Source organism: Pseudomonas peradeniyensis (assembly GCF_014268935.2).
In the GTDB taxonomy this organism is placed as follows: domain Bacteria; phylum Pseudomonadota; class Gammaproteobacteria; order Pseudomonadales; family Pseudomonadaceae; genus Aquipseudomonas; species Aquipseudomonas peradeniyensis.
Genome location: NZ_JABWRJ020000001.1, coordinates 1,012,720 through 1,036,871, shown reverse-complemented (window position 1 = coordinate 1,036,871; position 24,152 = coordinate 1,012,720). Strand labels below are relative to the sequence as shown.

General features: G+C 65.9%; 19 protein-coding genes. 13 read left to right on the top strand and 6 right to left on the bottom strand.

Features of this window, described 5'->3' with window-relative positions:
• Positions 1 to 4: 4 nt before the first annotated feature.
• Positions 5 to 706: a response regulator gene (locus tag HU751_RS04650; protein ID WP_050705882.1), complete on the bottom strand. Its 702-nt coding sequence runs from the start codon at positions 704 to 706 to the stop codon at positions 5 to 7.
• A gap of 158 nt (positions 707 to 864) precedes the next feature.
• Here HU751_RS04650 and HU751_RS04645 point away from each other — a divergent pair, with 158 nt between their 5' ends.
• The 4 genes from HU751_RS04645 (at position 865) to mobA (ending at position 6,567) form a co-directional block, all read left to right on the top strand.
• The gene (locus HU751_RS04645; protein ID WP_186734926.1) at positions 865 to 2,040 is read left to right on the top strand and encodes an efflux RND transporter periplasmic adaptor subunit; all 1,176 of its coding nucleotides are present in this window, start codon (positions 865 to 867) and stop codon (positions 2,038 to 2,040) included.
• A gap of 11 nt (positions 2,041 to 2,051) precedes the next feature.
• A complete protein-coding gene (locus HU751_RS04640; RefSeq protein WP_186734924.1) occupies positions 2,052 to 5,174 on the top strand; it encodes a multidrug efflux RND transporter permease subunit in 3,123 nt (1,040 codons plus the stop codon).
• A 241-nt stretch (positions 5,175 to 5,415) separates the two neighbouring features.
• Positions 5,416 to 5,871: a hypothetical protein gene (locus HU751_RS04635; protein WP_186734922.1), complete on the top strand. Its 456-nt coding sequence runs from the start codon at positions 5,416 to 5,418 to the stop codon at positions 5,869 to 5,871.
• Positions 5,872 to 5,991: 120 nt separating this feature from the next.
• The gene (gene mobA / locus HU751_RS04630; RefSeq protein WP_186734920.1) at positions 5,992 to 6,567 is read left to right on the top strand and encodes a molybdenum cofactor guanylyltransferase MobA; all 576 of its coding nucleotides are present in this window, start codon (positions 5,992 to 5,994) and stop codon (positions 6,565 to 6,567) included.
• 185 nt (positions 6,568 to 6,752) lie between these two features.
• Here mobA and HU751_RS04625 read toward each other — a convergent pair whose 3' ends face one another.
• From HU751_RS04625 to HU751_RS04615, 3 genes are read right to left on the bottom strand one after another with little or no spacing between them, the layout of a single operon-like run.
• The gene (locus tag HU751_RS04625) at positions 6,753 to 8,156 is read right to left on the bottom strand and encodes an efflux transporter outer membrane subunit (RefSeq protein ID WP_186734918.1); all 1,404 of its coding nucleotides are present in this window, start codon (positions 8,154 to 8,156) and stop codon (positions 6,753 to 6,755) included.
• Positions 8,156 to 11,284 (bottom strand): multidrug efflux RND transporter permease subunit, encoded by a 3,129-nt coding sequence (locus HU751_RS04620; protein WP_186734916.1) that lies wholly within the window; start codon positions 11,282 to 11,284, stop codon positions 8,156 to 8,158. Before HU751_RS04620 ends, HU751_RS04625 begins: the two co-directional genes overlap by 1 nt.
• A gap of 15 nt (positions 11,285 to 11,299) precedes the next feature.
• Complete coding sequence (locus tag HU751_RS04615; protein ID WP_186734914.1) at positions 11,300 to 12,442, bottom strand: MexC family multidrug efflux RND transporter periplasmic adaptor subunit; 1,143 nt, start codon at positions 12,440 to 12,442, stop codon at positions 11,300 to 11,302.
• A gap of 182 nt (positions 12,443 to 12,624) precedes the next feature.
• Here HU751_RS04615 and HU751_RS04610 point away from each other — a divergent pair, with 182 nt between their 5' ends.
• The 5 genes from HU751_RS04610 to HU751_RS04590 all read left to right on the top strand — a co-directional run bounded on the left by HU751_RS04610 (position 12,625) and on the right by HU751_RS04590 (position 17,187).
• Entirely contained in the window at positions 12,625 to 14,157 is a 1,533-nt protein-coding gene (locus tag HU751_RS04610) for an FAD-dependent oxidoreductase (RefSeq protein WP_186734912.1), read from the top strand.
• Positions 14,158 to 14,245: 88 nt separating this feature from the next.
• The gene (locus HU751_RS04605; protein WP_367616946.1) at positions 14,246 to 14,791 is read left to right on the top strand and encodes a hypothetical protein; all 546 of its coding nucleotides are present in this window, start codon (positions 14,246 to 14,248) and stop codon (positions 14,789 to 14,791) included.
• Entirely contained in the window at positions 14,788 to 15,219 is a 432-nt protein-coding gene (locus HU751_RS04600) for a hypothetical protein (RefSeq protein WP_225933222.1), read from the top strand. The genes HU751_RS04605 and HU751_RS04600 overlap by 4 nt, the downstream gene beginning before the upstream one ends.
• A gap of 94 nt (positions 15,220 to 15,313) precedes the next feature.
• Positions 15,314 to 16,321: an aldo/keto reductase gene (locus HU751_RS04595; RefSeq protein WP_186734910.1), complete on the top strand. Its 1,008-nt coding sequence runs from the start codon at positions 15,314 to 15,316 to the stop codon at positions 16,319 to 16,321.
• A gap of 233 nt (positions 16,322 to 16,554) precedes the next feature.
• Entirely contained in the window at positions 16,555 to 17,187 is a 633-nt protein-coding gene (locus tag HU751_RS04590) for a LysE family translocator (RefSeq protein ID WP_186714032.1), read from the top strand.
• A gap of 36 nt (positions 17,188 to 17,223) precedes the next feature.
• Here the strand turns inward: HU751_RS04590 and HU751_RS04585 are convergent, their stop codons facing one another.
• Positions 17,224 to 17,457 (bottom strand): hypothetical protein, encoded by a 234-nt coding sequence (locus tag HU751_RS04585; RefSeq protein ID WP_186734908.1) that lies wholly within the window; start codon positions 17,455 to 17,457, stop codon positions 17,224 to 17,226.
• 180 nt (positions 17,458 to 17,637) lie between these two features.
• Between HU751_RS04585 and HU751_RS04580 the strand changes: the two genes are divergently transcribed.
• The 3 genes from HU751_RS04580 to HU751_RS04570 all read left to right on the top strand — a co-directional run bounded on the left by HU751_RS04580 (position 17,638) and on the right by HU751_RS04570 (position 21,920).
• Entirely contained in the window at positions 17,638 to 20,256 is a 2,619-nt protein-coding gene (locus HU751_RS04580; RefSeq protein ID WP_217862532.1) for a T6SS effector BTH_I2691 family protein, read from the top strand.
• Positions 20,256 to 21,446, top strand: a complete 1,191-nt coding sequence (locus HU751_RS04575; protein WP_186734770.1) for a DUF6708 domain-containing protein — start codon at positions 20,256 to 20,258, stop codon at positions 21,444 to 21,446. Before HU751_RS04580 ends, HU751_RS04575 begins: the two co-directional genes overlap by 1 nt.
• 216 nt (positions 21,447 to 21,662) lie before the next feature.
• Complete coding sequence (locus HU751_RS04570) at positions 21,663 to 21,920, top strand: PAAR domain-containing protein (protein WP_186734772.1); 258 nt, start codon at positions 21,663 to 21,665, stop codon at positions 21,918 to 21,920.
• Between the two features lie 3 nt (positions 21,921 to 21,923).
• Here the strand turns inward: HU751_RS04570 and HU751_RS04565 are convergent, their stop codons facing one another.
• The gene (locus tag HU751_RS04565; RefSeq protein WP_186734774.1) at positions 21,924 to 23,111 is read right to left on the bottom strand and encodes an MFS transporter; all 1,188 of its coding nucleotides are present in this window, start codon (positions 23,109 to 23,111) and stop codon (positions 21,924 to 21,926) included.
• Positions 23,112 to 23,223: 112 nt separating this feature from the next.
• On the opposite strand from HU751_RS04565, the gene HU751_RS04560 reads away from it, so the two are divergent.
• Complete coding sequence (locus HU751_RS04560; protein WP_186734776.1) at positions 23,224 to 24,144, top strand: LysR family transcriptional regulator; 921 nt, start codon at positions 23,224 to 23,226, stop codon at positions 24,142 to 24,144.
• Positions 24,145 to 24,152: the final 8 nt, after the last annotated feature.

Here is a 24,152-nt window from a genome sequence, read left to right as displayed (position 1 = left end):
CCTGTCAGTACTCCCACTCGACCCGGCTGAACAGATACCCCTTGCCCCACACGGTCTTGATCTTGCGCGCCTCGCCGGCGCTATCGTCGAAGCGCCGGCGCAGCTTGGAGATGGCCACATCCACCGAACGGTCGGTGCCGTTGAACTCGATGCCGCGCAACTGCTGGAGGATACGGTCGCGGCTCATCACCTCGCCGGCGTTGCGCGCCAGCACCACCAGCAGGTTGTACTCGCCGCTGGACAGTTCCACCTCCTCGCCGCGCCAGCTGACCGTGCGCTCGGCCAGGTCGATGCGCAGGCCGCCGACCTGGATCAGGTCGCTGTCCAGGCGCGGCTCGTTGACGCTGCTGCGGCGCAGCAGGGTGCGCACCCTGGCCAGCAGCACCCGGGGTTCGCACGGTTTGGTGACGTAGTCGTCGGCGCCCATTTCCAGCCCCAGCACCTGGTCGTGGCTGTCGTCACGGGCAGTCAGCATGAGGATCGGCAGGCCTTGGGTTTCCTGGCGCAGCAGGCGGCACACCTGCAGGCCGTCGAGGCCCGGCAGCATCAGGTCAAGAATTACCAGGTCCGGCTTCTGTCGACGGAACTCGTCCAGCACATGGTCGCCGCGGGCAATCACCCGGACATGGAAATCGTTGCGTTGCAGGTAGCTGGCGATCAGTTCGGACAACGCGCTGTCGTCTTCGACCAGGAGAATGTTCGGCATAAGGGGATTTGACGAAAGATTGAAGTAAGGCAGGATATAGAATCCCGCGCGGGCCACCGCCGATTGTTCACACTTTTTCACATACGCCCAACATAGCTTAACAGCCGCCACCCGAACGGCTGCTTTAGCATACGCTGGATCAAACCTGGAAGATCCGTATGTCCATTCCCTGCCCTTCGCGCCTGCGCCCCTTGGCGCTGCTGGCGCTGATGACCCTTTCCCTGGCCGGTTGCAACGACGCCGCCGAACAGGAAGAACAGGCCCCGCCTTCCCAGGTCCGGGTCGAGACCCTGGCCGTGCAGCCATTGGCGATCAGCACTGAACTGAGCGGCCGCATCCTCGCGCCGCGTACCGCCGAGGTGCGCGCCCGGGTGGCCGGCGTGGTGCTCAAGCGGGTGTACCGCGAAGGCAGCGACGTGAAACAGGGCGACGTCTTGTTCCTGATCGACCCGGCGCCGTTCAAGGCCGACTTCGACAGCGCCCGCGCCACCCTGGCCAAGGCCGAGGCGACCCTGTACCAGGCCCGCCTGCAGGAACAGCGCTACCGCGAGCTGGTCGACGACAAGGCGGTCAGCCGCCAGGAGTATGACAACGCCCGCGCCGCCTTCCTCCAGGCCGATGCCGCGGTCGGCGAAGCCAAGGCGGCGCTGGAACGGGCACGCCTGAACCTGGGCTACGCCACCGTCACCGCGCCGATTTCCGGGCGCATCGGCCGCGCCCTGGTGACCGAGGGCGCGCTGGTCGGGCAGAGCGAGACCACGCCGCTGGCCACCATCCAGCAGCTGAACCCGATCCATGCCGACGTCACCCAGTCGACCCGCGAGCTCAATGCCCTGCGCCGTGCCTTGCGCGCCGGCGAACTGCGCCAGGTCGGCCAGGACCAGGTCAAGGCCACGCTGATCCAGGACGACGGCAGCGCCTACCCGCTGGCCGGCAAGCTGCTGTTCTCGGACATCAGCGTCGACCCGAGCACCAACCAGATCACCCTGCGCAGCGAGTTCCCCAACCCCGACCTCGACCTGCTACCGGGCAGCTATGTGCGGGTACGCCTGGACCAGGCCGTGCAGCCCCAGGGCATCAGCGTGCCGCAGCGCGCCATCCTGCGTGACAGCGCCGGCGTGCCCAAGGTGCTGCTGGTCGACCAGCAGGCGCGCATCAGCGAGCGCCAGGTGGTCCTGGGCAGCGCCCAGGGTGATCGCTGGATCGTCAGCGAGGGCCTGGCCCCCGGCGATCGCGTGGTGGTCGAGGGCCTGCAACACGTCAAGGCCGGCGACCAGGTCCAGGTCGACGAGCAACCGGGCGCCTCCGCAGTCGCCCAACACACCGGCCAATGAGGGCCTGATCCATGCCGCAGTTCTTCATCGACCGCCCGGTATTCGCCTGGGTGGTCGCCCTGTTCATCCTCCTGGTCGGCGCCCTGGCCATCCCGCAGCTGCCGGTGGCCCAGTACCCCGACGTGGCACCGCCGCAGGTGGAAATCTACGCCGTCTACCCGGGCGCCTCGGCGGCGACCATGGACGAGAGCGTGGTCAGCATCATCGAGCAGGAGCTCAATGGTGCCGACAACCTGCTCTACTTCGAGTCGCAGAGCAGCCTGGGCAGCGCCACCATTACCGCCAGCTTCCAGCCCGGCACCAACCCGGACATGGCCCAGGTCGACGTGCAGAACCGCCTCAAGGTGATCGAGTCGCGCCTGCCGCGCCCGGTGACCCAGCAAGGCCTGCAGGTGGAAAAGGTGTCCACCGGCTTCCTGCTGCTGGCCACCCTCACCTCCGAGGACGGCAGCCTCGACGAGATCGCCCTGTCGGATATCCTCGCGCGCAACGTGATGAACGAGATCCGCCGCATCAAGGGCGTCGGCAAGGCGCAGCTGTATGGCTCGGAGCGGGCCATGCGCATCTGGATCGACCCGGCCAAGCTGGTCGGCTTCAACCTCACGCCCAACGACGTGGCCGAGGCCATCGCCGCGCAGAACGCCCAGGTCGCCCCCGGCAGCATCGGCGACCTGCCCAGCCGGCCGACCCAGGAGATCACCGCCAACGTGGTGGTCAAGGGCCAGTTGAGCACCCCCGAGGAATTCGCCGCCATCGTCCTGCGCGCCAACACCGACGGCTCGACCGTCACCGTCGGTGATGTCGCCCGGGTCGAGATCGGCGCCCAGGAGTACCAGTACGGCACGCGTCTGAACGGCAAGGCCACCAGCGCCTTCAGCGTCAAGCTGTCGCCCGGCGCCAACGCCATGGAAACCGCCGGCCTGGTCAAGCAGAAGCTCGACGAGCTGGCGCGCTACTTCCCGGCCGGGGTGAAGTACGACATCCCCTACGACACTTCGCCGTTCGTCAAGGTCTCGATCAAGCAGGTGATCAACACCCTGGTCGAGGCCATGGTGCTGGTGTTCGCGGTGATGTTCCTGTTCCTGCAGAACTTCCGTTACACCCTGATCCCGACCCTGGTGGTACCGGTGGCTTTGATGGGCACCTTCGCGGTGATGAACGCGCTGGGCTTCTCGATCAACGTGCTGACCCTGTTCGGCATGGTGTTGGCGATCGGTATCCTGGTCGACGACGCCATCGTCGTGGTCGAGAACGTCGAGCGGATCATGGCCGAGGAAGGCCTGCCGCCGAAGGAAGCCACGCGCAAGGCCATGGGCCAGATCAGCGGCGCCATCGTCGGCATCACCCTGGTGCTGGTGGCGGTGTTCCTGCCGATGGCCTTCATGAAAGGCTCGGTGGGCGTGATCTACCAGCAGTTCTCGGTGTCGATGGCGGTGTCGATCCTGTTCTCGGCGTTCCTCGCCCTGAGCCTGACCCCGGCCCTGTGCGCCACCCTGCTCAAGCCGCTGGAAAAGGGCGAGCACCAAGAGCGCAAGGGTTTCTTCGGCTGGTTCAACCGCCGCTTCGAGGGCATGAGCAACGGCTACCAGCGCTGGGTGACCCACGCCCTGGCCCGCAGCGGCCGCTACCTGCTGGTGTATGCCGCGTTGCTGGCGGTGCTCGGCTACGGCTTCAGCCAGTTGCCCACCGCCTTCCTGCCCACCGAGGACCAGGGCTACACCATCACCGACATCCAGCTGCCGCCGGGTGCCAGCCAGGCCCGTACCATCGAGGTGGCGCAGCAGATCGAGGCGCACAACGCCGAAGAACCGGGCGTGGCCAACACCACGCTGATCCTCGGCTTCAGCTTCTCCGGCAGCGGGCAGAACGCGGCACTGGCCTTCACCACCCTGAAGGACTGGTCCGAACGCGGTGGCGACGACAGCGCGCAGTCCATCGCCGACCGCGCGACCCTGGCCTTCACCCAGCTCAAGGACGCCATCGCCTACGCGGTGCTGCCGCCGCCGGTGGATGGCCTGGGCGAGTCGACCGGCTTCGAGTTCCGCCTGCAGGACCGTGGCGGCATGGGCCACACCGTGCTCATGGAAGCCCGCGACCAGTTGCTGGAGGCGGCGCGCAAGAGCAAGGTGCTGGTCAACGTGCGCGAAGCCTCGCTGGCCGAAAGCCCCCAGGTGGAACTGGAAATCGATCGACGCCAGGCCAATGCCTTGGGCGTGTCGTTCGCCGACATCGGCGCGGTGCTCGACACCGCGGTGGGTTCCAACTACGTCAACGACTTCCCCAACCAGGGCCGCATGCAGCGGGTGGTGGTGCAGGCCGAGGGCGACCGGCGCAGCCAGGTCGAGGACCTGCTGAAGATCCACGTGCGCAACAACAGCGGCAAGATGGTGCCCCTGGGCGCCTTCGTCACGGCCCACTGGCAGTCCGGCCCGGTGCAGCTGACCCGCTACAACGGCTACCCGGCGGTGTCGATCTCCGGAGAGCCGGCGGCCGGCTTCAGCTCGGGCGAGGCCATGGCCGAGGTCGAGCGCCTGGTCGCCCAGCTGCCGGCCGGCTCCGGCCTGGAGTGGACCGGCCTGTCGCTGCAGGAGCGGCTGTCCGGCAGCCAGGCGCCGCTGCTGATGGCACTGTCGCTGCTGGTGGTGTTCCTGTGCCTGGCGGCGTTGTACGAAAGCTGGTCGATCCCCACCGCGGTGCTGCTGGTGGTGCCCCTGGGCGTGCTCGGCGCGGTACTGGCCGTGACCCTGCGCGGGATGCCCAACGACGTGTTCTTCAAGGTCGGCCTGATCACCTTGATCGGCCTGTCGGCAAAGAACGCCATCCTGATCATCGAGTTCGCCAAGGACCTGGTGGACCAGGGGCACGACGCGGTGGACGCGGCGATCCAGGCCGCACGCCTGCGCCTGCGCCCGATCGTGATGACCTCGCTGGCGTTCATCCTCGGCGTGGTGCCCCTGGCCATCGCCAGCGGCGCCAGCTCGGCCAGCCAGCAGGCGATCGGCACCGGGGTGATCGGCGGCATGCTCAGCGCCACTTTCGCCGTGGTGTTCGTGCCGGTGTTCTTCGTCGTGGTGATGCGCCTGGCAGGGCGCACGCGCAGCAAGAACAGCAGTGCGGTGCTCGGTGACACTTGAGAGTACGCTGCATGAAAAGGGCCGGACCTCCAATGTCCGGCCCTTTTCATTTCTGCCTTTGATAGATGTCCCTTGCCGTATGCCGGCCCCACCGACCTGACAATTTTGCCAGGTGACGATCAAGCGCTGACGATCTAGATTCACGCCAGAGCCAAATCAGCCTGAATGCGATTCGATGCACGTTGACCATCAGGGCGGCTGATTCGCACCGTCAAACATTAAGACTTTCCTGGAGATCGAGATGACCAGACAAGTGGGTATCACCGCTGACAGCTACGTACTCTTCGCCGAGGAAAAAGATGGCAGTGGATACTCTATAAAGATGGAAATAGTTGATGGGATGACAAAGACCGAGCACATCAGTGACGGCAGGCAGATTAACTATGTACTGTTCAACCAAGTGCCTGCGGGCGTCATGGTCGGTCTCAGCGAGGAAGCCAACTCTATTTTTACCAAGGACAGCATGAAGCGTTCTCGCCCAGCAGATCTCGAAGGCAACCGTTTCGAGCTCCAGATAGTGAAAGGCGTTCAGGAGCAGTACTGTGTGGCACTTGACGATATTCTTTCAAGACCTGATGAACAGGGCGTCATTGGCGATCACGCCGAACGGCAGGTCAGGGCCTCATTGAGAGTCAATCGGTGGCACTCCAGCAAAGCGGATTTCAAACCGAGAACCGTTTTCCTGACCTACGATTGAGGATGTTCCAGGTTACCAGGCAAGCGTGCGTTATCTATCTGTGCGAAGCCCAATGGCAACTGGACAACCACGGTTTTGAATGAGAGGGTTCCCGGCATCGACTGCCCGGAACCCTTTTTCATGCCTGACGCCCTCCCCCCCTGCTCCATCCTCATCCTCGCCGGCGGCCGTGGCCAGCGCATGGGCGGCCGCGACAAGGGCCTGGTGGCCTGGCGCGGCGAGCCGCTGGTGGCCCATGTGCAACGTGCCGTGCGGGCGCTCAGCGATGATCTGGTGATTTCCTGCAACCGCAACCAGGCGGCCTATGCGGCGTATGCCGACCAGCTCGTCGGCGATGCCGAAGCGGACTTTCCCGGCCCACTGGCCGGGGTCATCAGCGGACTCAAGGTGGCGCGGCATGAATGGGTGGTGCTGCTGGCCTGCGATGCGCCGCGGATCGACCGGGCCTTGATCGAGGACCTGCTGGCCCTGGCGGTGGCCCACGACAGCGCGGCCATGATGCGCCAAGGTGGGTACTGGCAGCCGATGTTCAGTGTGTTGCCGCGGCGATTGCTGCCGCTGCTGGAGCAGGCCTGGCAGTCGGGTGAGCGGAGTTTGCAGAAGGCCTTGCTGCAGGCGAGCGTCCAGGGGCTGGAGTGTGTCGAGGACGATCCGCGATTGAGTAACTTCAACAGCCCGGATCTGCTGCAGGATTAACACCTCGATCGCGGGGCAAGCCCGCTCCCACGAAAGCCCACTCCCGCAGAAATACGCGTGCTCCGTGGGAGCGGGCTTGCCCCGCGATTACGTCGGCCCTGCCTCCCAAATTCTTAGAGGCAAAAAAAGCCCCGGGCAAAATCCCCCGGGGCCGAGCGGTTGGATTCCCCAACCAAAGGAGTCTTTCAGCCCTTGTCCGGCCAGCCACCGCCCAGGGCACGGAACAGATCGACCAACGCCAGCTGGCGCTGGGTGCTGGCCTCGATAAAGGCCGCTTCGTTGACATAGCCGCTGCGCTGCGCATCCAGGTAACGCAGGTGGCTGTCCACCCCGCCCTCGTAGCGCGCCTTGGCCAGCGCCACGGTCGCCCGGCTGGTATCGGCCAGGGCCCGGCGCGCCGCTTCCTCGCGGCGCAGGGTGTCGGTGGCGGCCAGGGCGTCGGCGACTTCGCGGAAGGCGGTCTGGATCGTGCCTTCGTAGGCCGCCACCGCCGAATCCTTGCGCGCCTCGGCCAGGCTCAGGCCGGCCCTGTTGCGCCCGGCGTCGAACAACGGCAGCGACAGCTGCGGCATGAAGCTCCAGCTGCGCGAACCACCGTCGAACAGCCCGGACATCTGCGCGCTGGAAGTACCGAAGCTGCCGGTCAGGCTGATCCGCGGGAAGAACGCCGCCCGCGCCGCGCCGATATCGGCATTGCGCGCCCGCAGCCGGTGCTCGGCGGCGAGGATGTCCGGGCGACGTTCGATCAGCGCCGACGGCGCGCCCGGGGCGATGTCCTGCAGGACCAGCGGTGCCTCGCCGCGCTCGGCCGGAATCGCCTTCGCCGCATCCGCGCTGCCCAGCAGCAGCACCAGGGCGTTGTAGGCCTGGCGCTGCTCGCGCACGATGCCTTCGAGCTCGGCCCGCGACTGCTCGACCAGCCCCAACGCCTCCTGGTGATCCAGCGCCGTGGCCGTGCCGGCGCCACGCCGCTGGCCGACCAGGGCCAGCGAATCCTCGCGGCTGCCCAGGGTCTGGCGGGTCAGCGCCAGGCGCCGCTCGGCGCCGTCCAGGGTCAGGTAGGCCTGGCTCACTTCGGCGATCAGGGCAATGCGCGCGGCACGGCCAACTTCCTCGGTGGCCAGGTACTGTTCCAGGGCCGCGTCACTCAGGCTCTTCACCCGACCGAACAGATCGACCTCATACTCCGGCAGCGACAGGCCCACCTGGTAAGTACTGCTGACACCCTCGCGACCGTTGCTCGACAGGTCCGCCGGCAAATGCTGGCGGTTGCCCGAAGCCCCGGCATTCAAGCCCGGGACCCGGTCGGCACGCTGGATACGGTACTGCGCGCGGGCCTGTTCGATATCCAGCAGGGTCTGGCGCAGCGAACGGTTGTTGTCCAGCGCGGTACCCACCAGCTGGCGCAGGGACGGGTCGACGATGAACGCCTGCCAGTCCAGCTGCTCCACCGCCTTGCCGTGATGGCCGGCGGCATCGCCCCACGCGGTCGCCACCGGCGCCTCGGGGCGCTGGTAAGTTGGTGCCAGGGAACAGCCGGCCAGCGTGACGGCCAGCGCGAACGGGATTGCAAGATTGCGCATGGGCATCACTTCGTCACCTCGACAGCGTGTTGCACGGGGGCCGGCTTGCGCTTGAGCAGCTTGAGTACGAATACAAAACAGATCGGCACGAACACCACGCCCAGCAAGGTGGCGCTGAGCATGCCGCCGATCACCCCGGTACCGATGGCGCGCTGACTGGCCGCGCCGGCGCCGGTGGCGATGGCCAGCGGCACCACGCCGAGGATGAAGGCCATGGAGGTCATCACGATCGGGCGGAAACGCAGGCGCGCGGCCTCGATGGCGGCGTCGCTCAGGCTGTAGCCCTTCTCCCACAGTTCCTTGGCGAACTCGACGATCAGGATCGCGTTCTTCGCCGCCAGGCCAATGATGGTGATCAGGCCGACCTTGAAGTACACGTCATTAGGCAGCCCGGTAAGCATCACCGCCCACACCGCGCCCAGGGCGCCGATCGGTACGATCAGCATCACCGTCAGCGGGATCGCCCAGCTTTCGTACAGCGCCACCAGCAGCAGGAACACCACCAGGATGGCCAGGGCGAACAAGGCCGTGGCCTGGCCGCTGGAGACCTTCTCCTGGTACGACAGGCCCGTCCAGGCATAGCCGATGCCGGGCGGCAGCTCGCTGACCAGACGCTCCATCTCGGCCATCGCCTGGCCGGTGCTGTAGCCGGGCATGGCGTCACCGGCGATGCGGATCGACGGATAGCCGTTGTAGCGCACCAGCTGCACCGGGCCCTCTTCCCATTTGGTGGTGACGAAGGCACTGAACGGCACCTGCTCGCCACTGGCGTTGGGTGCATACAGGCGCAGCACGCTTTCCGGGGTCATGCGCTCGCCCTGCTCGGCCTGCACCACCACGCGCTGCTGGCGCCCGGCGTTGGTGAAGTCGTTGATCACCGCCGAACCGAAGGCGGTGGCCAGGGTGCTGTTGATGGTCTCGAAGCTCACGCCCAGGGCGCGGGCCTTCTCGCGGTCGATCTGCACGCGCAGCTGCGGCGCCTCGGCCAGGCCTTCCATCATCGCGTAGAGGATCACCGGGTTGCCGTTGGCGCGGGCCAGCAGCTGGTCGCGGGCCGCCAGCAGCGCTTCGCGGCCCAGGCCGCCACGGTCCATCAGGCGCAGGGCGAAACCACCGGAGTTACCCAGGCCGTCGATCGGCGGCGGCATGACCGCGGTGATGGTGCCGTCGCCATTGGCCGCGAACTGGGCGTTGATGGCGGCGGTTTCCGCCTCCGCCGATTGCTCGGGGCCACGCACGGACCAGTCCTTGTAGGTAGGGAACGCCAGCGCTGCGTTGTCACCCTGGCCCGAGAAGCTGAAGCCGCTGACGATGAACGAGCTGGCCGTCGCCTCGCGGGACATCAGGAATTGCTCCAGCGCCTCGGCGGTGTGGTCGGTACGCACCCGGCTGGCGCCCGGCGGCAGTTGCACGTCGACGATGCTGTAGCCCAGGTCTTCCGCCGGCACGAAGGCCTCAGGCAGACGCAGGTAGGAATAGCCGAGCACCACCAGGATGCCGACGTAGGCCAACATCCAGCGCCCGGCACGGGCCACCAGGGCGCTGTTCATCACCGAGTAGCGCTCGGTCACCCGGGCGAAGGCGCGGTTGAAGGCACCGAAGAAACCGCCCTTCTCATGGTGGCCATGGGGCACCGGCTTGAGCAGCGTGGCGCACAGCGCCGGGGTGAAGGTCAGGGCGAGGAAGCCGGAGAACAGGATCGATACCGCCAGCGACACCGAGAACTGCTGGTAGATCACCCCCACGGAACCGGACATGAACGCCAGCGGCAGGAACACCGCCGCCAGCACCAGGGTGATGCCGATGATCGCCCCGGACACCTGCCCCATCGCCTTGATGGTGGCGTCCACTGGCGACAGGCCCTCCTCGGCCATCAGCCGCTCGACGTTCTCCACCACCACGATGGCATCGTCCACCAGGATGCCGATGGCCAGGACCATGCCGAACATGGTCATCATGTTCACCGAGAAGCCGAGCAGCTTCATGATCATCAGCGTGCCCAGCAGACACACCGGCACCACGATCGACGGGATCAGGGTGTAGCGCACGTTCTGCAGGAACAGGAACATCACCAGGAACACCAGCACCATGGCTTCGATCAGGGTGTGGATCACCTTCTCGATGGCCACGTCGACGAAACGCGAAGTATCGTAGGGCACCGAGTACTCGACGCCCTCGGGGAAGAACTGCGCAAGCTCCGCCAGGCGTTCCTTGACCAGCGTCGCGGTCTGGATGGCGTTGGCGCCGGGCGCCAGTTGCACCGCGCCGGCCACGGCCGGGTGGCCGTCCAGGCGCGCGGACAGGTTGTAGTTCTCGCTGCCGATGGCCAGCCGCGCGACATCGCCCAGGCGCACGCTGGAGCCGTCCGGGTTGGCGCGCAGGACGATACCGGCGAAGGCCTCGGGCGTATCGAGGGTGCCCTGTACCGCCAGGGTTGCGGTCAGCTCCTGCTCGCTGGCCCCCGGCGTGCTGCCGAAGCTGCCGGCCGGCACCTGGACGTTCTGGCCACGGATGGCGTTGTTGATGTCGTCGATGGACAGGCCATAGCCCACCAGTTTCTGCGGATCGACCCAGACCCGCATGGCCGCTTCGGAGGCGAAGAACTGCAGCTTGCCCACGCCCGGCACGCGCAGCAGTTCGTTGTTGATGTTGCGCGCGGCGTAGTCGGCCAGGGCCGTGGTGTCGCCACGGTCGCCGGCCTTGCTGGTCAGGGCGTAGATCAGCAGGAAGCCGGAGCTGGCCTGCTCCACCTTCAGGCCCTGGGTCAGCACCGCCTGGGGCATGCGCGCCTCGGCCTTCTTCAGGCGGTTCTGCACGTCGACCTGGGCCATGTCCGGCTCGGTGCCGGGCTCGAAGGTCACCAGCACCTCGGCGACGCCGTTGGAGTTGTTGGTGGACTCGTAGTACAGCAGGCCCTTGGCGCCGTTGAGCGACTCCTCGATGATGCTGGTCACCGACTCCACCAGTACCTTGGCCGAAGCGCCCGGGTAGGTGGCGGTGATGGAAATCTGTGGCGGTGCCACGCTGGGGTACTGGGCCACCGGCAACGCCGGGATCACCAGCAGGCCGGCCAGGGAAATGAACAGCGCCACGACCCAGGCGAAGTTCGGCCGATTGATGAAGAACTTGGACATCTCGCTACCCTCGCCTTATTTCGCCGCGACCGGCTGCGCCTGCGCCGGTACCACGGGCATGCCCGGGGCCAGGCCGGCCGGGCTGCCGACGATGACCTGGTCACCGCCGCGCAGACCTTCGACGATCTGCCAGCGCGAACCGTGCATCACGCCGGTGCGCACGCTGCGCGCCTCGGCCAGGCTGCCGGTGCCCACCACCATCACCCGCGCCTCGCCGTCGCTGCCGCGCTGCACCGCCCGTTGCGGCACCAGGATGGCCTGCTGGTCGGTGCCCTGGGGGGTGCGCACGCGCACGTACATACCTGGCAGGAGAATGCCGTCGGTATTGTCGAAGCGCCCGCGCAGGGTGACCTGGCCGGTGCCGCGATCGACCGCCACGTCGGTGAACATCAGCGCGCCCTGGCGCTGGTAGTCGGTGCCTTCCACCTGGGCGGTCAGCGCCTTGTCGTCGCCGCCACCGAGGGCGCCGTCCTTGAGGGCCTGGCGCAGGCGCAGGGCGTCGGCGGCGGACTGGGTGAAGTCGACGTAGATCGGATCGAGCTGCTGGATGCGCGCCATCAGCGTGGCATCGCCCTGCCCGACCAGCGCGCCTTCGGTAGCCAGGGCGCGACCGATGCGTCCGGAGATCGGCGCGGTGACCGTGGCGTAGCCCAGGTTCAGGCGCGCGGTCTGCACGTCGGCCTGGGCCGAACGCACGGCGGCCTGGGCGCTGCGCAGTTCGGCCGTGGCGCTGTCGAAGTCCTGCTGGCTCACCGCCTCGATCTTCACCAGCGGCTCATAGCGTTTCACCCGCGCCTGGGCTTCCTGCTGCACGGCCTGGGCCCGGGCCAGGTCGGCCTCGGCGCGTGCCAGTGCGGCCTTGAACGGCGCCGGGTCGATCTGGAACAGCACATCGCCGGCCTTGACGTCGGCACCTTCCTCGAAACGCTTGTGCAGGACGATGCCGGCCACCCGGGCACGCACCTCGGCCACCCGCATCGGCTCGACCCGACCTGGCAAGGTCGAGGCCAGGGCCAGCGGCTCGGCGGCCACGGTCACGATTTCCACCGGAAACGCCGTTTCAGCGGCGGCCTGCTGTTCGTCGGCCGCTCCGCAGCCGGCCAGGGCCACGGCTACCGCCAGCCAGCTGACCATCCCAATTGCACGCAAATTGCTCATGAACTCACCCGAGCCGTTAACTAAAATTGGCGCGAATGGTACTTACACATTCGTTTTGAGTCAATTTAGTCTCATTTGAACTTTTTGTGAAAAGTTGTAATGGCCACCTCCGATCGTCGGCTCGTCGCAGTCCTGGCCCATGGCAGGCGTCAAATGAAACACAACGCCTGAGGAGATCCGCCATGACCCTGCACGCCGTGGCCAGCCTCGACCAGCTCGAGGAACACCGCCCCCTGCGCGTCCAGGCCGGCACCGAGGACATCGTCCTGGTGCGCCAGGGCGAGTTGGTGAAGGCCTACCAGGCCAACTGCCCGCATGAGGGCGCGCCCCTGGAGGAAGGCGCGGTCTGTGGCGGGCTGCTGGTCTGCCCCTGGCACAAGGCCGCCTTCGCCGTGGACGAGGGCGCGGTCTGCGAGCCGCCGGCCCTGACCGGCCTGCGCCGCCATGCCGTAGAGCTCAAGGACGGCCAGGTCTGGGTCGATGACCAGCCGCTGCCCGAGACAGCGCCGCCACGCCACAGCGACGCCCGCACCTTCGTCGTGGTGGGCGCCGGCGCCGCCGGCTCGGCCGCCATCGCCACCCTGCTCGAGCATGGTTTTGCCGGGCGCCTGCTGTGGATCGACCAGGAACAGCCGAACGCCTACGATCGCACCGCCCTGAGCAAGTTCGTCATCGCCGGGCAGATGCCGGTGGACGAAGTGCCGACCCTGCTGGCCCCGGACGCCCTGCGCCGCGGCCAGCTGCAGCGCCTGCACGGCAAGGTGCGCGCCGTGGATGCCGGCAAGCGCGTGATCACCCTGGCCGACGGCCAGAAGCTGAAATACGACGCCGCCCTGCTGGCCACCGGCGGCAAACCCAGGCGCCCCGAGCTCCCCGGCGTGCAGTTGCCCGGCATCTGCGTGCTGCGCTCGCGCACGGATGCCGCGCAACTGCTCGACCTGGCCGAACCGGGCCAGCCGGTGGTGATCGTCGGCGATGGTTTCATCGGCCTGGAGGCCGCCAGCGCCCTGCGCAAGTACGGCCTGCAGGTGCACGTGGTCACGCGCCACGCCATCCCGCTGGCCCGGCAGCTGGGCGAGCGCATTGGCCAGACACTGCGCGAGTTGCACGAGCGCAAGGGCGTGGTATTCCACGGGCCGACCGAGGTGAGCGGCTTCGAAGGCCGGGAGCGGGTCGAGGCCGTGTTGCTGGCCAATGGCGAGCGCCTGCAAACCCCGCTGGTGCTGCTCGGCACCGGCGTCAGCCCGGCCACCGGCTACCTGCACGACCTGCCCCTGGCCGAGGACCGTTCGCTGACGGTGGATGCCCATTTGCAGGCCGCCGACGGCCTGTGGGCGGCCGGTGATATCGCCACCTTTCCCCTGGCCGGCCGCCCGGTGCGCATCGAGCACTGGCGCCTGGCCCAGCAGCATGGGGTAATCGCCGCCGCCAACATGCTCGGCGAGCGCCGCCGCTACGACGACGTGCCGTTCTTCTGGACCTACCAGCACGGGCGCACCTACGAAGTGCTCGGGCATGCCAGCGGCTGGAACCGCATCGAGTATGTCGGCGCGCCGGAACAGGGCGACTTCATCGCCCTGCAGTGCCTGGACGACCAGGTCGAGGCGGTGATCGCCAAGGGCCACGCACGGGCCATGGCGGTGCTGTCGCAGCGGCTGAAACGGCCACTGTCGAGCCGCGAGGCGCGTGACCTGATCGATGCCTGGCCGGATTGAGACCTGGCGTTGCCCGGGCAGTGGCAACCGCGCGCTCCTCGCCGTACAGTACGCCGCAGACTCGCCCCAGCGCATGGAGATTGACCCAGTGCACTTCGACTGGCACGAACACCAGGCCCACCTCTTTGCCAGTACCCAGGCGCTTGCAGAGACGCCACAAGCACACCCCTTGGCAGGCTACTTCAGCCATGACGACGGGTCACTGCCGGAAATCGAGCTCCACTTTGCCCGGAGCGCGGACATGCCGAGCGCATTCGCACGCCTGTTCACCCTCGGTGCGAGGGTGGACTGCGGTAGCTTGTGGGACAAGGCAAGCGGGCGCGAAACGCCCTTTACCGGCCCACAGGATGCCTCACGCGTCAGCGACGGTGTTGTCGATCCGTTTCATGTACTGGCCAAGGGCATCGACATCGATGGCCAGCCCCTCCCTGACCTGGGCGTGATGGTCTGCGAGCACGGCCTGACACTGGACTATCGCATGGGGCCTGACTGGGATGCGCCTCGAATCGACGCCCTGCTGTCGCTGCTGCGCCAACTTCGGCAACAAGGCGGCCAGGTTCGCATCCCTTGGTGGCAGGCAGACGGCGAACAGGACTTTCTGCAGGCCCTGGGCCGCGGCGGAGACGACGGATGAACTCGCGCTCCCTGGATATCCAGCGGCTGCTCAGGAAGCGACAACTCAATGTGCAGGAACAGAACCTGCTCACTGCCCATCGCATCAGAGAGTCGGCACGCCCCTGGCTCACCCGTGAGGTACCGCCTGCCCTGCTGCGCGTCGCCGAAAGCCACGGGATCGACTGGACACGCTCCCTGCTGCTGGACCTTGAGTTCGACTTCCCCGGCATGGCCAGCCTGACGGGCAGCCTGTTGACCGATACCGAACGCTTCATAGACTTCGAGCTCGAGACCGACAGCAGCTACTGCCAACTGCTGTCGGTCGAATGCTGGGAGGACGTGACGGCCCAGCATGACCACGGGTTGCGCAACCGGGGTACCGGCAAGGGTTATGCAACCATTGCCCTGGAAATAAGGCGCGAACTGCTTGGCCTGCCGACGCGCTGAGCGCACACCCTGCCTTTGCCACCGCGAGCTTTCAATACCGGGGTGAACTGTGTAAAACAAGTTCACCCACACTGTAAGGAAAGGATGACTCGCAATGATCTACCGCCCCCTCGGCCGCTCCGGCCTGCACGTCTCGGCCCTCACCCTGGGCAGCATGATGTTCGGTGAGCAGACCGGCACCGAAGACTCGCTGCGCATCATCGACAAGGCCTGGGACCAGGGCATCAACTTCGTCGACACCGCCGACGTCTACAACGGCGGCCGTTCCGAGGAGATCGTCGGCGAGGCGGTGGCGCGCAACCGCCACGACTGGATCATCGCCTCCAAGGCCGGCTACGGCCCGGTCGATGGCGTGCCGAACCGCAGCGGCCTGTCGCGCAAGCACCTGTTCAACGCCATCGAGGCCAGCCTCACGCGCCTGGGCACCGACTACCTGGACATCTACTACCTGCACCGCGAGGACCACACTGTCCCCCTGGAAGAGACCGTGCGCGCCATCGGCGACCTGCTGGCCCAGGGCAAGATCCGCTACTGGGGCGTGTCCAACTTCCGTGGCTGGCGCATCGCCGAGATCTGCAACCTGGCGGAGAAACTCGGCGTGGCCAAGCCTGTGGTCAGCCAGCCGCTGTACAACATCGTCAACCGCCAGGCCGAACCCGAGCAACTGACCGCCGCCGCCTACCATGGCCTGGGCGTGGTGCCGTTCAGCCCGCTGGCCCGCGGCGTGCTCAGCGGCAAGTACGCGCCCGGCTCGACCCCGGACCAGGGCAGCCGCGCCGGCCGCCAGGACAAGCGCATCATGGAGGTGGAATGGCGCCAGGAGTCGCTGGCCATCGCCCAGAAGATCCATGCCTACACCGAGGCCAAGGGCGTGGGCATCGTCGAGTTCGCCATCGCCTGGGTGCTGAACAACCGCCTGGTCAGCTCGACCATCGTCGGACCGCGCACCGAGGCGCAGTGGGACACCTATGCCGGCGCGCTGGAGGTGAAGATCACGGCGGAGGATGAAGCGTTCATCGATTCGCTGGTGACACCGGGCCATGCCTCGACGCCCGGGTTCAACGATGTGGCGCACTTCGTCAGCGGGCGCCTGCCACGCTGACGCCTGGGTCTGAGTCTGGGGCGTAGAACGTGGGAGCGGGCTTGCCCCGCGATGAAGATTGCGCAATGCCCGGCACCCGCTTCGCGGGTGTTCGCGGGGTGCGTCGCATCGGCGCACCGCTGCTCCCACGCTATCCCCAGCAGATCGACAGCTCATGTGTCCGCAAGCCCCCATGGCGGTCCGCCCCGATTGCTGGCATTGTTCGACTTTCCCCGCGCAAAGGACGCGCTCCCATGGCCCTGCACCTCTGGTTGACCTTCTCCTTCGCCTACCTGCTCACCTCGCTGATCCCCGGCCCCAACGTCCTGCTGACCGTGCGCAACGCCCTGCGCTACGGCCCCTCCGGCATGGGCATGACCCTGTTCGGCAACCTCACCGCGCAACTGCTGACGATCACCGCCGTGGCCATGGGCGTGGGCGCCCTGCTGATCTCGCTGCCCACGGCGTTCCTGGTGCTGAAGCTGGCCGGCGCCGGCTACCTGATCTACCTCGGCCTGCGCCAGTTGCTGGGTAAAGGAGGCCCCGCCGCCCCGGCGGCCCAGGTGGTCGCGACGCCACCCCAAACGCAATGGCGGATCGCCGTGGAGGCCTTCCTGGTCTCGGTGAGCAATCCCAAGACCCTGGTGTTCTTCTGCGCCTTCCTGCCGCAGTTCCTCGAGCCTGGCCGACCGATCTTCGGCCAGTTCGCGGCGATGTACCTGAGCGGCGCACTGATCGTCTGCCTGGTGCATTCCTTCTACTGTTTCACCGCCTGGCGCTTCGGCCTGCGCCTGAAGGCTTCGCCCCTGGCCGCCTGGTTCAAGCGCGCCACCGGCGCGCTGTTCATCGGCCTGGGCGTGCGCCTGCTCAACACCCGGGCGGTGTGACGCTCACCTGCTCCCTCGCAAGGCCTGGGTGGTGATTCAGGACTGCCCCGGGTTGAGCACCAGCGCGATGAATGCCTGCTCGTCGAGCCACTCGTCCTCATGCAGGTCGATGGCCCGGCGGGTGTCGCCCTGGAGACTGGCATTGAGCAGCCCGGCCTGGTGGATCAGCGCCCTGAGCCGGGCCAGGCGTGGACCACGCCAGTCGGCACGGCTGGCGATGCGGGCATCCTCAGGCAGGTTCTCCCAAGAACTGTAAGCGAATGCTGCCAAATAGCCCTGAAAGGGAAAATCAGAGAAACGTCCTACGCGGATTTGGGAAGCACTGTCGACCACCCAGAATCCGTTCCTCGCTAGTGTTTCAGGTCTGCGTAACGTCGCCCGTGGCTGGCTGCAACAGCCACGGGCTCGGTACTAACCCACCTGCATGAACAGCTTCGCTGAGGACATCGGATGTTCGACTTCAACAAATTGCTCGAAATCAATCGGCAAGCCTGCGAGGCCCTGGAGGCCCCCTTCGCCAGCGGGCCCGCCGTCCATTGCACGCGCACCTTCACTATCCTGCCCCTGCGCTATGCGGCCGTTGGCGGCACTACCGGCCAACGCCTGCGCTTGCCCACCCTGCCCGAACACCTGCGCCATCCCTACAGTGTTGCCACGCTCCAGCATGCCGACTATGCCATTCGGCCACTGCGCCAAGGCTTCCTGTACGTCATGGAGAAACGCAAGCGCAGCGGGCAGCACAGCCTGCACCCGCCCTATCGCATTGCGGCGAACGGTTCATTGTCGCTGGTTGCCCCCGGGCAGTCCGAGCCGGACGCCACAGACGCCCACACCCTGCGCGACATGATTCGCAACACGGCCTTGGCGTTCAACGTCCATGACCTCGAAGACCTGGCTGAGCTGCGCCTGTTCTACAGCCCCGACCCGTTGACCGAAGCGGCCCAGCAGCAACTGCTGCGTCGACGCGACAGGCTGCCGGCCGTGGATGTCGCCGCCTTCACCGGCCTTGGCTGCCCGACACCCAGGCCTTATGTGCTGCGCCATGACCAACTGGACCTGGTCGCCGATTTCGCTGCGGAAACCGACAGCTCATTGCGCAAGCTGCTGGACAACCAGCTGTTCAGTGAAACCAGCGTCCACTCGCTAACGGCGGCCCGGTACATGCTGGGCCCGGGTGCCGACAAACCCGAGGCCCGTGGTATCGCGGTGGTGGTGGAGGATGCCATCGGCATCACCCAGCAACTCAATGCCTGGCGCAACGCGGGCATGGAGCACCTGAAGGATTGGCTGCAAGCCTCGGAGGCGGTCGCGGGAAAACCCGGCCCCAGCAACGAGCGCAAGGTGCTGGTCGCCCAGGCCTTCACCGAACTGCATCAGCAATTCAGTGAGCGCAAGGTCGCCGCGCTGGTCGACCGTCACAAAGAGGCCATGCGCGCCCACCTCGCCGGTGCCGATCAGGGCGCCAACCCGCAGATGGCCGCCTGGTGGGCGCAGGCCAAGGAGGGCATTCTCGATACCGCAGGCGCACTCAGGCGCCAGGACCTTGAGGCCCGGGCGAACAACGGCGAGTTCGCCCGGCAGTTCGAAGCACGTTACCTGCCACACGTCGACCTCAAGGCCATGCATGACCAGCTGGCCTGGTTCGAATCCCACGGCCTCGAGGCGCAGCGCCTGGCCGACGTGCGGGCCGACGACCATCTCGTCTGGCTGCAATCTGAGCAACTGCTCGCGGCCCTGGCCTACTACGACGAGAACGACCTGCGCAGCGGCCTGTGCTTCGCTCACCAGACCGGGCTCAGCGTGGTCGGCATGGAGGGCGTGTTGGCCGGGGCACGGCTGCTCGCCCAGTGGTGGCATGCCGACACACTGACGCCCGACAACCTGGCCCTGCGCTCCTTCGTCTTCAACCAGCGCGCCATTGCCGAGGTGCTGGAGCAGACACGCCAGGCGTTGCAAGCGCTGCCACCGGAATACGATCACTGGCAGCAGGTGGACACCTCGCTCAAGTACGCCAAGGAACTCGCCTCGCAGTTCAGCCGGGTGGACGGCCATCTCGACCAGCTGGCCCAGCACAGCGCCCTCAACACCGCCGGCGCCTTGGCCTGGCTGGGTCAACTGGGGCGCCAGAGCCTGCAGGCCGGCGCCCCCGGCAACATGGATCGCCTGCTGTACCGGCGCCTGGGCACTTACCTCATTGCCTCGCTGGGCGAGCAAGCCATTAACCTGCGCCTGAGTGAACACGCACTCGAGGGTGACACCCCCTCGAGAGGACGGGTGGCGGCCCCCATGGTCCGACGCCTTGATCGCGCCTATGTGGAGACGTTGCAGGGCGCTCATGCTCATTCGTTCTATCGGCTTCGGCTGGCCAGTGGCCTGCTCCTGCTGGAAGCGGGGCTGCTCCTGTTGCAGGGGCAGCGGGATGACAAGGACCGGCGTTTCTGGAGCGAGGTGGTGGCCGCAGGATTGGCCAGTGCGGCGGCGGGGTTCGAGCTACTGGCGGTGGGGACCGAACAGACCCTGCTGGGCGTCGGGCGGAACAGCGCGATTGCGCGGGGAGCGGACATCAGCCTGGGGCGCTATCGGCTATGGGGGGCGGGATTGGCGACGGTGGGGGGGCTTGTCAGCATTGCCTGGGACTTCTCCGACGCCAAGGAAGCAGAAGCCAGATCCAAATCAACGCTTGCAGCAGCCTACGGCCTTAGAGGGCTATCCACTATCACCCTACTCTTGGGACAGGGAGGAATAGCGTTTTCACAGGCGAGTGCGCTTTTTCAGTGGCTGTCGATCAGCATAACCAATGCAAAGATAAGTAACTTATTCTCTACTCTCTCCATACTTTCCGCAAAACTGGCAGCCAACCGTGCGGCCATGATGTTCCTGAGTCGCTTGAGTTGGATAGGCGGCGCTATTGTACTCGGCACCACTATAACCTTGCTCATTATCGATGACGATACACTGGAGAAGTGGTGTAGTAAATGCTGCTTCCGCCTTAAACTATCCAGCAAAGGATACGTGAAGGACACTGAAGAGCTAGAAGCCTTATTCAGCGCCATGAGCGAGGTTATATAGTGTATTTTTTTGAATGGCTTTCATGGCTTGCTGCCATTGATCCAAAAGAAGAGCGCGAAGCCTTTGAGAAACAAAACAAGACTATCAAGAAGAGAGAAATTTATGAAAGCGAAGAAGAAGAATTAATTGCAGCCGCAAAAAAATCAGCATGCGATACTCCAAAAAGTCGGGGCCCTATCTACGTATACAACGAGCACGTGCTCGAAATGCGCAGCGGCATGTGGGAGGACAAGCGCGGTCTGATATCCATACTTTCCCTAGCCATTATACTTTCAGCAGCGTTTAACTTATGGATAGCTGTTGGTGGCATAGAAAAACTCAATCACTTAATACCTAATGGCAAGCCATACGGCGAGCAACTATTTATGACAATTTTCTTTCTTGCCATATCGTTAGCTCTCTCAGTGCCTTATCTGATGTATGGCCTGCGTTTCACACGTTTTGAAATGTTCACCTCCCGCCACTTGTTGATACGCTTCAACCGTACAACACAACAGGTCTACCTCCACCGCCCTACCTACTGCGGCGGAATCGTCACGCTCCCGTGGAACGGCGTATCGTCCAGCGGCGCTGATAAAAAGTCTGCCATTGCAAGTGGTGTGGGTCTCCCGTTGGCGCTCACATGGTCGTCCGCCTTCACCGGTACACTGCGTACCGAACTGATCTGGGTAGGCAAGTCCGCGAACAATTTCGCGGAGCTTCAAGCCGAATGGGAGTTTATCCGTCGCTTCATGGATGACGGACCGGAGGGGCTACCGCGCCCCCACATCACCTCGCACTTCCCTTGGCCCTGGCAAGCCTTCACGCCTCAGTTCGAAGGCCTGACCCACTACTTCCGCAGTTCCTCACGGGTCATCAAATGCGGCCTGCTATTGCTCTCTCCTGCCTTCCTGATCATTGGAACAGGCCACTGGCTGAGTCTCCTGCTGTGCTGGAAACCTCGCTGGCCTAAGATCATCCGTGAAGCCGGCCTGCCGGGAAAACCCGTACCGGCAGTGACCACCGTTGATGATTACCCCCCCCATATCCAGGAGAAACTGCGGGAAAACGCCTACCTCTGGGCCATACGCCCAGGCAAACGACCGGAGAGGAAACCCCGAGCCTCTAAACGTGGACCCAAGAGCCAAAGTCAAACTCCCGATATCGAGAAGGATGCGCCCCATGAGGTCGACAGCATCGATAAGCCGTAAAAGCGGGTTGTTCTTGACCGAGATGGAACTCAACGCACCATGCCTCTGCCTGCTGGACCAATGGTGGCACGACGCTTCCCATGACTGCGACAACCCGGCAGTGCGCGGCTTCACCTTCATCCAATCCGATACCCGCGAAGTGCTAATCACCCTATGCGGAGCCAAACAAGGCGCTGCTTAAATCCCTACACCTAACGAAAACAAGGAGCATACGTGATGAAACCCATCGTTCTAGTCGGGCACAAACATGACTGCCCCCTGCATGGCGCAGGCGAGGTTGTTTCAGGCCATACGGCCACATTGATCAATGGCAGGGCTGTCGCCTGCGTAGGCGACAGGATCAGTTGTGGGGCCGTCATCGAAACAGGGTCGGCGAACCATGCCATCGAAGGCCGGGCCGTTGCACGCCAAGGTGATACCACCAGCCATGGCGGAACCCTGGTGGAGGGCGAGATCGGCTGGATGGTTGATTAGGCCTCATTCGCTTCTCTGCAGCACCAACGTGGCCACCAACGCCACCACCGCAAACCCACAGGCCACATACCCCAGCGCAGCCAGACCAAGCCCCTGGATCGCCGCGCCCCCCAGCGCGGCACCGGCGGCGATGCCCGCGTTGGCCGCCGACACGTTGAGGGTCCCGGCCAGGGCCTGGGCCTTGGCGCCGGCCCGCATCACCCGCACCTGGCACACCGGGAACAGCGCCGTGTAGGCGATGCCCCACAGTGCCAGGGCGCCCACCAGCAGCAGTGGGTTGCCGATCACCGGGGTGACCAGGCCCATGCCCAAGGCCAGCATCGCCAACAGCAGCAGCGTGGCCCGCAGCGGGCTGCGATCGACGATCCGTCCGGCCAGGGCGTTGCCGAGCATGCCCACCAGGCCGAAGCCCATCAGCCACCAACCGACCGCGTTGGCCGGCACGGCGGCAAGCTGCTCGAGGATCTCGGCCAGGTAGGTGTAAGCGGTGAACATGGCGGTGAATACCAGCGCCGAAAGCAGCACATGGGCGATAAAACGACGGTCCTTGAGAATCACCGTCTGCCGCTCCTCTGCGGCGCGGGCCGGAACCTTCGGCAGAGGCGGCAGCCAGGCCCACATCAGCAGTGCCACCAGCAGGCACAGCCCGGCGAGCAACCAGAAGCTGCCGCGCCAGCCGACCAGCCCGGCGGCCAGGGTGCCCAGCGGGATACCGAAGACAAATGCCGCGGTGATCCCCAGGTAGACCCGCGCCACCGCCCAGCCCTCGCGCCCCTGGCCGGCCAGTTGCCCGGCGCTTTCGCTGGCGGTGCCCCAGTACACCGGCAAGGCCAGCGCGGCGAGGAACCGCGCCAGGGCCAGTACCCAGACGTTCGGCGCCAGCGCCGACAGCGCATTGGAGGCGGCGAACAGCAGCAGGATGGCGATGAACAGCCCCTTGCGTGGCAGGGCCGACAGCCAGGCGGTGAGCGGTGGCCCGAACAGCATCACGGTCACCGCGAACAGGGTGACCAACTGGCCCGCGCCCGCGACCGACAGTCCAAGGTCGCGTGCCAGCGCGGGCAGCAGGCCAAGAATCAGGAACTCGGTGGTCAGCACCGCGAAGCCGCCGACGGCGAACAGGCCGATCGACAGCCCCACGCGCGGTGCCGGCCGCGTCAAGGTGGCATGGGTCAAGCTGGAGGTGGACATCTACTGCGATCCTCGATGAATGGCAGGCCAGCTTAATCTGGAATCTTGTTCCGATTACTGGTAGATATTCCCTTATCAAGTGAACCATATTCAGTAATCGCGAGCCCCCGCCATGTCCGCCTCGGAACGCCTGAAAGACATCGACTTCTTCGTCAGCGTGGCCAACGCCGGCAGCTTCATCGCCGCCGCCGAGCGCATGAGCCTCACCAGCTCCGCCGTGAGCAAGGGCGTGGCCCGCCTGGAGAAACGCCTGCAGGTGCGCCTGTTCGAGCGCACCACCCGACGCCTGGCCCTGACCGACAGCGGCGCCGACTACTACCGCACCTGCACCCGCGTGCTAGCGGAAATCGAAGAGGCCGAACTGGCCCTCAACGATGAGCACAAGACCCCCTGCGGCAAGCTGCGCATCGACCTGCCGGCCACTTTCGGTCGCCTGCACGGGCTGCCCGCCGTGCTCGACTTCGCCGCCCTGCATCCGCGATTGCAACCGCACATCACCCTCTCCGACCGCTTCGTCGACCTGGCCGAGGACGGCATCGACATCGTCGTGCGCATCGGTGGGCCACAGACTTGGCAGCCGGGCATCGAGCACCGCTACCTGGGCAGCCAGCGCCTGGTGTTCTGCGCAGCACCCGCCTACCTCGCCCGCCACGGCATGCCCCGCGACCTGCAGCAGTTGCAGGCCCAGGGCTGTGTGCTCTACGCCTGCGCCGACGGCAGCACGCCGGCCCTGCATTTCGCCGGCGCCCGTCCGGGCCTGGCGCAGCTGCGGCCGATGCCGGGCCGCCTGGCCATCGGCGATGCCGAGGGGCAGGCCCTGGCCATCAGCGCCGGGCACGGCATCGCCCAGCTGCCGACCTGGCTGGTGCAGCGCCAGCTCGACGCCGGGACCTTGCAGCAGGTGTTGCCGGAGTACGCGATGGAGGGGTTGCCGATCAACCTGGCCTGGCGCCGCAACCGCGGGCATCTGCCCAAGGTAAGCGCGACGGTCCAGGCCCTGGCCGAGCGGCTGGGGCCGCTGATTCAGGGCTGATTCAAGTG